The organism is Marinobacterium marinum (assembly GCF_013868415.1).
GTDB lineage: Bacteria > Pseudomonadota > Gammaproteobacteria > Pseudomonadales > Balneatricaceae > Marinobacterium > Marinobacterium marinum.
This window is the reverse complement of the sequence record NZ_JACEMT010000050.1, coordinates 22685-34156: the sequence shown is the minus strand read 5'-3', so window position 1 is coordinate 34156 and position 11472 is coordinate 22685. Positions and strand designations below refer to the sequence as shown.

General features: G+C 54.8%; 1 protein-coding gene. It reads left to right on the top strand.

Annotated features, from left to right (window positions below; genetic code table 11):
- Position 1 precedes the first annotated feature (1 nt).
- Positions 2 to 11374, top strand: coding sequence for a DUF5801 repeats-in-toxin domain-containing protein (locus tag H1S06_RS10445; RefSeq protein ID WP_181739906.1), 11373 nt, complete (start codon positions 2 to 4; stop codon positions 11372 to 11374).
- Positions 11375 to 11472 lie beyond the last annotated feature (98 nt).

Here is an 11472-nt window from a genome sequence, read left to right as displayed (position 1 = left end):
TATGAATACTGTAGCGACTGTGATCTCTGTGAGTGGTCTGGCATGGGTGCAAAATGCATCCGGTGAGCGTTACCTGTTGACACCTGGCGATCAGATACAGCCGGGTGAATCCCTGGTTACGACACCGACCACTCGTGTGGAACTGGACTTCGGGGGCCAGCAGTCACTGGCCTTTGTCGGCTCTGAGTTGAGCACAGACGCTGCTGTACAGTCTGTCGATATGCCCGTGATCGTGCTGCCGACACCGTCTTCTAATGACTCGGCCCCCAAAGGCGAAGTACTGTCCGACGGACATGGCTTTGTACAGCTGGTTAAAATTGCGGAAATTGTGGAAGCCGACGGCATTACGCCGCTGACGGTTGCCGCCATTCGTGAAGTACTGACGCCGCTGGCAATTGGATGGCCCGATGCGGATCCCTTGCTGGATGAAGAGCGCTACAACAGTGGCCGCGATTATGAAACCAAGCCGGCCGACCTGGTACCGCCGGTTGTTGAAGTGGAGCTGCTGGGAGCCGGTGAAGACGGCGTGTATAACGCCAATGAGATCGGTCCCGACGGTACCGTGACAGCCGAAGTGACGCTGAAACCGGGTACAGAAGTGGGCGATGATCTCAAGGTTACCGACCGGGACGGCAATGTCCTGTTGGAGCGTCCGGTGACCGAAGAAGACCTGGAAAAGGGTGTTCTGGTTGAAGTCCCGGTGCACCCGGACGACACTGAGGTAACCGTCAATGTCAAAGTGACCGATCCCGCCGGTAATACCGATGATGATACGGACACCAAACCGTTGGATGGTATTCCTCCGTCGGTCAGTGTTGAACTCAAGGGTGCCGGTGAAGATGGCGTTTACAACGCGGAAGAAATCGGTCCGGATGGATCAGTTACGGCGGACGTGACGTTGAATCCGGGTACTGAAGTGGGCGATACCCTTAAGGTGACCGACAAGGACGGCAATGTCCTGCTGGAGCGTCCGGTCACCGAAGAAGACCTGAACAACGGTGTGCGGGTTGAAGTACCGGTTTCCCCGGATGATAAGTACGTTACCGTGAACGCCAAGGTGACCGACCCGGCCGGTAACACGGATGATGACACCGATACCAAGCCGATCGACGGCAACATCCCTGCCGTCAGCGTCGAGCTGGAAGGCGCCGGCGATGACGGCATTTATGTTGCATCGGAAATCGGTCCGGACAACAGTGTCACTGCCAAGGTCACACTGGAACCGGGTACTGAAGTGGGTGATACCCTCAAGGTGACTGACAAGGACGGCAATGTTCTGTTGGAGCGCCCGGTAACCGAAGAAGACCTGAGCAATGGCGTACGGGTTGAAGTGCCGGTGTCACCGAACGACGAAGATGTGACCGTTCACGCCAAGGTGACCGATCCGGCCGGCAACACGGATGACGACAGCGATACCAAACCGATCGACAACGTGCCGCCCGCCGTCAGCGTCGAGCTGCAGGGAACCGGTGACGACGGCATCTACAACGAAGCCGAAATCGGTCCGGACGGCACGGTGACGGCTCAGGTGACGCTGGAGCCGGGCACCGAAGTGGGCGATACCCTCAAAGTGACTGACAAGGACGGTAAGGTTTTGCTGGAACGTCCGGTCACCGAAAATGACCTGCGTTACGGCGTTTCCGTTGAAGTCCCCGTTAAACCGGGGGATACAGACGTGACCGTGAACGCCAAGGTGACCGATCCGGCCGGCAACACGGATGACGACAGCGATACTAAACCGATCGACAACGTGCCGCCCGCCGTCAGCGTCGAACTGCAGGGTGCCGGTGATGATGGGATCTATAACGCTGATGAAATCGGTCCGGACAACAGTGTCACTGCTAAGGTCACACTGGAGCCGGGCACCGAAGTGGGGGATACCCTCACAGTGACCGACAAGGACGGTGAGGTTTTGCTGGAACGTCAGGTCACCGAAGATGATCTGACCAACGGTGTTCTGGTTGACGTGCCGGTATCACCGGGCGATGAGGATGTGACCGTGAACGCCAAGGTGAGCGATCCGGCCGGCAATACCGATGATGATACCGATATCAAACCCATCGATATGGTGCCGCCTGCCGTCAGCGTTGAATTGCAAGGCAGCGGTGACGACGGTATCTACAACGAAGCCGAAATCGGTCCGGACGGCACGGTGACGGCTCAGGTGACGCTGGAACCGGGCACCGAAGTGGGGGATACCCTCAGAGTGACCGACAAGGACGGTGAGATTTTGCTGGAACGTCAGGTCACCGAAGATGATCTGACCAACGGTGTTCTGGTTGAAGTTCCGGTTAAGCCGGGCGATGCGGATGTCACTGTTAACGCAAAAGTGACCGACCCGGCCGGCAACACGGATGACGATACCGACAACAAGCCGATTGATTGGCCGGTAACGGTTGATGTTCCGGTTGAGCAGCTTGTTGATCAGCCGGATGGCAATATTGCGGATCAGGTTGTCTTCGAAAGCGGTTTGAGCACAGGCTCGGCCCCCAATCCCGCCGATACTCAGGTGAAAAGTGACTTTACTCTGACTGCACCCGATGGTTTGGCGGATGACGGCGCCTTGACCATCAGTTACACCGATGCCAGTGGTGTTGCGCAGACTGAAGTACTGAGTAAGGCGGACGTGGAAGCACTGGGTACGGTCGGTAAAACCATTGCGACTCAGTATGGCGAGCTGGTGCTGAATGGTTATACCCTCGGCGAGGGGGGTGAAGTCACCATTGCTTATGACTATGTCCTGCAGCAGGCTCCGGGTATTGAGGGTGATGCTACTCAGGACAGCTTCACCTTTACCGCCACTGATGCTGACGGTGACAACAGCAGTGCCGATTTGAACATCAAAATCGTGGACGATGCGCCGTTGGCCAAAGACGACGCCAACCGCATCACTGAAGACGAAGTTTTGGTGACAGGCAACGTGATTGCCAACGGTTCGAGCGATGATGTGGCCGATATACAGGGCGCGGATGGTGCCACTGTCACCGGTATTACCAGCACCAACATGGCCGGTAATACCGCGAATGAAGAGAACGGTAATCTGGTCATCAAAGGTCAGTACGGTACTTTGACCATCATGCCTGACGGTCGCTACACCTATGAGTTGGACAATGCCAACACAGAGGTTAACGGGCTCAAGGATAACGATACGCTGGAAGAGGTGTTTAATTACACCCTCACCGACGCCGACAATGACCGCAGCACAGCCGATCTGACGATCACCATTGATGGCAACACCGATGGGGCGCCGGGGGTGGATGTCAAGGATCACAATGGGGTCGATGGCGGCGAGCACAGTATTGCCGAGAACGCGACCGTGCCAGTGAATGGTGAGTTCACGATCACCGCCCCTGACGGTTTGAAAAGCCTGCAATTGGGCGCAGAAACCCTGACACCTGAGCAGCTGGAAAATCTGGCCAGCAATCCGGTTACGATCAACGGCAGTGAGGGGCTTCTGACCCTGACCGGTTACGACCCGGTCACCGGTACCATCACCTACGAATATCAGCAAAACGGTACCAGCAAAGATCACACCTCCGGCGATAACAGCGTGCAGGACAGCTTTGCCATCACGGTAACCGACAAAAGTGGTGACTTTGCTGACAGCAGTCTGACCGTTGAGATCACCGATACAGCGCCTGTTGCCAACCCCGATACCAACAGCCTGACCGAAAATGATGCGAGTGTAGGCGGCAACGTAATCCTCGATGCAGGTACGGGGCAGGATGAGCTGGGTGCGGATGAAACCAGTGTGACCGGTGTGGTTGCCGGTACCGAAAACGGCGAAGTGGTCGGTCAGGTGGGCAGCAGTGTCAACGGCCAGTACGGCAGCCTGACACTGAATGCGGATGGTACGTACACCTACAACCTGGACAGCGACAACGCAGATGTGAATGCCCTGAAGGACGGCCAGACGCTGACCGATACCTTCAGCTATACCATCAAGGATGCCGATGGCGACTGGAGCACCACCACGGTCACCATCACCGTCAATGGCAAAACCGATGGTGAGCCGACCATTACCCCCGACGATGGCAATGGCACCGATAATCCGGGCAACAACACCACGCTTGGCCAGGTGACCGTGTATGAAAAGGGACTGGTCGACGGTGATCAGAGTCAGATCAACACCGGCAGCATCGCCATCAGCGCGGAAGATGGCCTCGCCAGCATAACCGTTCATGGTCGTGTGGTCAGTCTGTCCGAGTTGCAGAACCTTGGCTCCCAGCCGATCACGATTGAGACGCCCGAAGGTGAGCTGACCCTGACCGGATTTACGCCTGATGCAGACGTGGGCGGCGTGCCGACCGGTGGCTCGTTGACGTTCCGTTATGAACTGCAGAACGTGCAGAATACCCCTGCCGATCCGAATGACCCGAGTGTCGGGCGTCAGAACAGCGAAGTGCTGGAGCTTGAAGTCACGGATGCGGGCGGCGAGACCGGCACGGGACAGCTGGTTGTGAACATCATTGATGACACTCCTGACATCACGGCTGATAACACGCAGCTGGGCAGTGTAACTGTGGATGAAACGGCACTTGGTACGGAGGCAACAGGCGAGTTCGCAAATGCCTTTAAGCCTGATTTTGGTGCAGATGGCCCTGCAGCTGCCAACAGCGTTGTATATAGCCTTGAAATAGGCACTGTTAATCTAACCAACGTTATCGACATTGCTACCGGAAAACCCATCAAGCTGGTGCTTGAGAACGGAACGGTTAAAGGCTTAGTCGATAATGAAGGCGGCGCTGATAACGGTGAAACCGTCTTTACCATCACTGTAGATGCAAATGGCAAGGTCACTCTGACTCAGCAGCGTCCCATGAAGCATAGCGATGCTAGTGATCCAGATGATTCATTTACCCTGCCGTCAGACAGCATCAAGTTGACCGCTACAGTTGAAGATAAAGACGGCGACAATGCTTCAGCATCCATTAATATTGGCGGCAAGTTTGAGTTCAAGGACGATGGCCCTTCGGTTAACGGCGAGCCCGATAAAACAACTGTGGATGAAAAATATCTGTCCACCGGTAGTGAGGCCGGGCAGGGTTCAACCACTGTCACAGCAACACTGCCGGTAGATGCGGGTGAAGACGGTATCGGCAGCCTGACCTTTGCTGCTGATCAGACTGCCCTGCAAGATGCACTCGATGCTACAGGCAATACCGGTATTACCATTTCTGTTAATGGTCATGTACTGACGGCAACCAGAGCCGATGGTCAAGAGGTCTTTACCGTTACCTTGGATAAAGACACAGGCGAATATACCTTTGAACTGAAAGGGGCCTTGACTCACCCGTCGGCGGTTAGCGGTAATTTTGATCTTAGTTTTAACTATGAGATCAAAGACGCTGACGGCGATACCGCACCAGGCAAGTTTGAGGTGAATGTGATTGATGATGCGCCGAAATCGGACATTTCCATTACTACACCGGAAGATACCCCCTTCGGGCCCTTTACTACCTCTGCCGACTCCACTAAGGATAATGTCAGCCTTCAGAATGCCGATGGCACTGATGCGATTACCACTAACACTTTGCCCGATGGAGTGACGGCGATCCCAGCTGGCACCGCAGGCTACAACGTTGGTCATGGTGTTGTGGTGGTGGATGAAAACGGCAAGGTTATCTATCACCCGAACAAGGACTACAGTAACGACGGCAGTGAGGATAGCTTTAAGGTCACAGTGTCTAACGATGATGGAACTGACACTGTTACCAATGTGACCGTTAATGTGCTGCCAGTTTCCGACGCGCCGGATATTCCACATGGCAGCAATACCGGGGATGTGGATGCGGCGTCGGTCAATACGCTGGAAGATACTCCGGTTAAGCTTGAGCTGAAAACGCCGGTGATTACGGACGCTACGGACCAAAACGGCAGTGCCGTTGACACCGGTGACAACCCGGAACGTCTGGGGGCGATTACGCTGACGGTACAGTCGTCAGGGACACCGGCTGCAGTACCGACCCTGAGTACAACGAGTGATAGCGTTTCGTACACGGACCTGATTCCGAATGGCAGTGGTGGCTACACCATCGTGATTGTGGACGCTTCCGGCGCTATTGATACCAGCTTACATGTCAGCGACCTCCCATCGGGTGATTCGACTATCAACTACCTGACCCGGGCTGAATATGAAGCTATTCAGGCCAGTCCTGAGGCCGATCGCCATGAAAACTTCGATGTGGTGGTCAGCGTCGACAGCTTTGAGGTGGATGACAGCGGCGTCCAGCTTAGCGGTGTGCCGGGTGCCAACAACACCCAGACTATTACCGTGGATGTGCAGGCGGTGACTGACGCGCCTGAGATTTCACTGACTGAGGCCGGAAATACCGGGGCGACCAGCATCGCAGTGACTGAAGCATCTGGCGGAAATAACGGCAAAATCACCGTATCCATGGAAGAAGACGGCACCCTGAACTTGCAGGACGTGCTGGGAGAAACCCTCAAGGATACCGACGGCTCCGAGTCTTATTGGTACGACATTTCCGGACTGCCGGCAGGCACGGTTGTCACTATTAATGGCAAAAAATATACCGCTGACTCTGAAGGTAACATCAGTATGCCGGAAGCGGATTACATGAACACCAATAACGGCGGTAATCCGGGCTTCAGCATCAAGCTGCCGAAGGATTACTCAAACAGCACTGCGGATAAGGTCACCATCACGCTGAACACCCAAGACAGTGATAATGACAGTTCGGGTACGATCGCAACCGAGTCGGTGAGTGTAGATCTGGAGCTGCGTGTTTATGCCAAGCCGGATGACGTTAAACTCCAGAACCCTGATGCAACGCCGGAAGATACGGCGGTCGCTTTCCTCGACAAACTTGGGCTGAACGATACCGACGGCAGCGAGAGCATTACGCAGGTACGTATTACCGAACTACCGACCGAGGGTGGTACCTGGACATTGTACGACCACAATGGTGCCCCGGTAACTGTACCTGCCGGTGGGGATGCGTCTGGCGGCGGCCTGATACTGACTGTAGGTACTGGTGGTGAGTACACGCTGGATCAAATCAAGGAATTCACCCTGCAGCCTCCGGCGCACAGCTCTTCTGATGGCACCATCAAGGTGTATATCACCACCGAAGAGGATGGAGCCAATACCGCGTCCGGTAACCCGGAAAGCCAGGAGTGGGCACATGACTTGAACATAACGGTGACTCCGGTTGCCGAGGATGCGAACACCGATTCTGATGGCAGTAATGGTGTTGATGTCACCATTAACCCGAGTCATGAATACACCACCGCGGGCAACGAAGATGAGTTTATGTTGCTTGGCAAGGATGCGGGTTTCAGTCTCGAAACTGGCTGGAGCAACGAAGATGGAAAAGCTCCGAACGGAGAGGGGACCGGTGTCACCGGTGGTGACGGCAGCGAAGAGACCTTTGCGCTGTTAACGCCTTATGACGTGGTTGGCAACAATGCCCAGATCAACGAAACCGGCAACCCGCTGGATGGTTCTGTCTTCAGGTATTCAGATGGTACCAACACCTTTGAAGTGGTCTTTAATGGCGAGCCGGTGAAGATTCCGGTGGAATATCTGGATAGCCTTGAGTTTAAAGGGCCGGCTAACTTCAGCGGCGTGGTCAAAATCAAGGTTGAGGCAGGTACTGTCGATTACGACGAGGATACCGGTGCAGCAACGAACATGGCCGTATCCGGTGAGTCCTGGCTGACCAACGTGATTGTGCACCCTGTAGCGGATCAGGTCACCCTGAAGGTAAATGCCCGTATCACCACTGATGAAGATGTGCCGGTTGCGCTGAATATCAACCCCACCAGCAGTGACAGCGATGAAACTTTTAATGTCACTATCAGTGGTATTCCTGCCGGTGCCACCATCACTTATAACGGGGTGGAATATAGTGAGGCCAACGGCAATATCACCGGTGGTTCCCTGATCATTGAGGACTTTGACGCCAGCAAGCAGCCTACGCTGACACCGCCCAAAGACAGCAACGAGTCGATCAACCTGAAAGTCGAAGCGGTTTCCGTGGATACATTGACTTACATTGATAAAAATGGAGTTGAGGTCCACAGCCCGGTTGATGAATCACTCTCTCAGGAGCTGGATATCAATATCACGGTGCAGGGGGTACCCGATGAGCCGAAGTTGGAACTTGTTCAAGATAAGGTTTATGTCGAACAGGATCTCGACGATGCCGACGAGCCCAACCAGGTTGCTCTGAGTGACTTGATCACCTCCTTTGGCAGCGGTGAAACAACCGGTGATGGCTCTGAAACCGTTACCCTGCGCCTGAGCGGTCTGCCGGAAGGGTTTAATCTGGTCGGGGCCGGCAGTGTGCTGGGGGGCAGCGGCCCAGACCGGGTGTGGGTAATTGATGAAAACCAGCTGGGTAATGTAAAAATTACCCTGCCGCCCAACTACAGCGGCAGCGTGAGCTTTACCGCCCAGCCGGTGGTCACCGAAAACGATAATGACTCGGAAACCTTCTTTGATCCGGAAAACATTGGTTTTACCGTTACGCCTTCGCCTGAGGCGGATCTTAGTGTCAGCTCCAATCTGACAGAAGACACCATCGGCAAGTTGGATCTGAGTGCTGTGCATCAGAACGGTGATACCGACGAGTTTATTACCGAAGCTAAAATCAAGGCGGTGGATGGCTTTACCTTCTACAGCGATGCTGATGGTACGACCGAGCTGATTCCCGGTGCAGATGGTTACTATGTGTTCTCTGGCGCGGATGTGAACAGCGTGTATGTCAAGGCTGATGCCAACTTCAGCGGAACTCAACGACTTGAGGTTGAGTATTACAAGGTGACCGATCCGTCCACTGATGGCAATGTTGATGAAGTAACGGTGCAAAAGGGTACAGCGACTCATGATCTGATTGTCGGCGCGGTTACCGATAATATTGGAGCTGAGCTAAATACCATTACCGCGGTAGTAAGTGGTGAAGACAGTTTCAATTTTGATGACACAACCGGTACTGCCACTGTTAACGGCACCGGCAAGGTCACGGTTAAAGTGGATATCAGCCAGCAGGCCGATGCCAATGCCGGTAACAAGACCGATACCGACGGCAGTGAGCAGCTCACTCATATTGTCATTGATGGCGTGCCGCAGGGGGTGAATGTGGAAGGTGCGGTGCAAACCGCTCCGGGTCAGTGGCTGATAAATACCAGTGACAGCTTTAATGCCGATACGCTCACCAAGGATCTGGTGTTTAACGTGACCGGCCTGGCGGGTACTGGCACCAGTGCCATTACAGTGACCGGTTACAGCAAGGATACCGGTGCCAGCAGCCAGAAACAGGCGGAAATCAGCTTTAACCTCGATATTAATCAAGGACCTGGTCCGGATACCGAACTGCCTGATGTTGAGCTGAGTGATAAAAACACGGTGCAAACAGAGGACTCAGGGTTCTCACTGGCTGAGCAGGTGGTTGGTACCATCACCGGCGGAAATGTGGATAGTTATCAGATAACGGTGACCCTGCGTACCAGCCCGGATGATGATACCGTCTTCACGGATACCTCTGGTGATCTGCTGACGCGTACAGAAGTCACTGAAAACGGTGAAACCGTGGTGCTCTGGACCAAGTCTGTGGATGTGGCATCCGGTGACAATGCTGACACCAAACTGGCTGGTTTGCTGGATGAGATCAAGGTACTGGCACCGGAACATGCCAACAACAATAACCTGCCCGGTGGCCTGCCGCTGGATGTCACTGTATCGGTGCATGCCGATGGCCTGAGCAAGCAGGAGGAGCTGAAACCCAGTGTCAGCCTGACGCCGGCAACCGACGAAACAACGGTTACGGTGGCAGCGGCTCCGGCAGGCGAAGGTGAAGATATCAGCCTGAATATCAGCCTGGAAAACCTGCCTGATGGCGGTTTCTCCAACGTTGAGGGGGATATTCTGTATGTGCAGCTGGGTGATACCGGCCTTGCCGGTGAGTTACTGGATGCCGATGGCAACACGCTGAAACCGAATGATGTTACCGGTGTGTATGAAATCCCGCTGGAGGCCAACGGCCAGCCGCCGGCGCTGACGTTCCGTCCGGACTCTAATCAGCCCCATCAGACCGGCAGCCTGACAGTCAATGCCTGGGTAAATAACCAGGAAACCGGTGCCAGTAATATCATCAAGTCAGAAGGTAATGGCACCCTCATTATTGAAAAGAGTAACAGTGGTTTTGAAGCGACCATTACCGCTGAAGGTGATGAACAGACACAGGATCTGACAACGCCTGCACCCATTGAGCTCAATCTGGCAGGTCAGGGGCTGGTGGATACCGATGAAGTCATTGATGCCGCCTTTATTAACGGTCTGCCCCCGGGTTTTGTGGTGTATGTGGGTGCCGATGCAGCCACTGCCGGTCTTGCCAATAACGCCGGTAAAGACGCAAATGGCAATAACATCTGGTCGCTGCCTATTACCGACCCAAGTGGCCTGCCCGGTTACATTGCCGTGGTGCCGCCGAAAAACTGGAGCGGTACACTGGATGGTTTGAAGCTGACGGTGATGAGCGGTGAAAACGGTCTTGCGCCCACGCCAACCGAAATCGATTTTGACCTGGTGGTCAACCCGGTTGCGGACGGCATTACCCTGAATCCGACCCTGAGCTTTGGTGATGCAGGGGATGTGATCAAGCTGAACCTGAACGCGGCCATGAAGGACCCGGTAGCCAACGACTTGGGTGCCGTGGCTGATGCGCATGTCGAGCAGACCACGCTGCAGCTGACCGGTTTGCCGGATGGTGAAAAGGTTGTGTTCTACATCGGAGATGTGGAACTGGATGCCGGGCGAGTAACCTTTGCCGATGGTGCCCATACGCTGACCGGCTTGACTCAGGATGAGTTGGATAACCTGGGCATGCTGCATCTGGGAACAGAGGGCATCAATGATGTTGAGGTAACGGCCTGGACTCAGGAAGTCTCGGCTGTGGATGGAACCCCGGTGGGTGATGTTTCGGCTGAAACAACCGGCACAATCAAAATTAATGTGTCGGACAAGCTGCCGACCAACGGCGATGACGCCCTGTTGTGGACGGGGAAAGCCGTTGATGGCCGCGAGGGCAGTGACACCATTCAGCTTCGTTATACGGAGAATCTGGGTGACAGCGATTGGGGTTACCTCAGCAATGTCGAGGTGATTGATCTTGGCACGGAAGGCGCGAATGCGATTACCTCGCTGACGATCGAAGATGTGTTGTCGATCACGGACGACAACAACACGCTTCGTATTGCGGGCGATGCCGAGGACTCGCTGAGTCTCCTGGATGACGGTAGTACCTGGACCGAAGGTAGTACGGCAAACGGCTATACAACCTATACGGGAACAAGCAGCGCAGGGGACGTGTATCTGGAGGTATCCAGCAGCATTATCATCATCGACTGATGATTCAACGGGGGCGCTTAGGCGCCCCCGTTTACTTTGGGCTCTTGCCGCCGTGATGCCGCGAGGGTCTAATGGAGATGTGATTGGTCAATAGATGA

Excerpts from the sequence above, each read along its gene's own strand:
- H1S06_RS10445 (WP_181739906.1), top strand. The coding sequence starts at position 2 with ATGAATACTGTAGCGACTGTGATCTCTGTGAGTGGTCTGGCATGGGTG.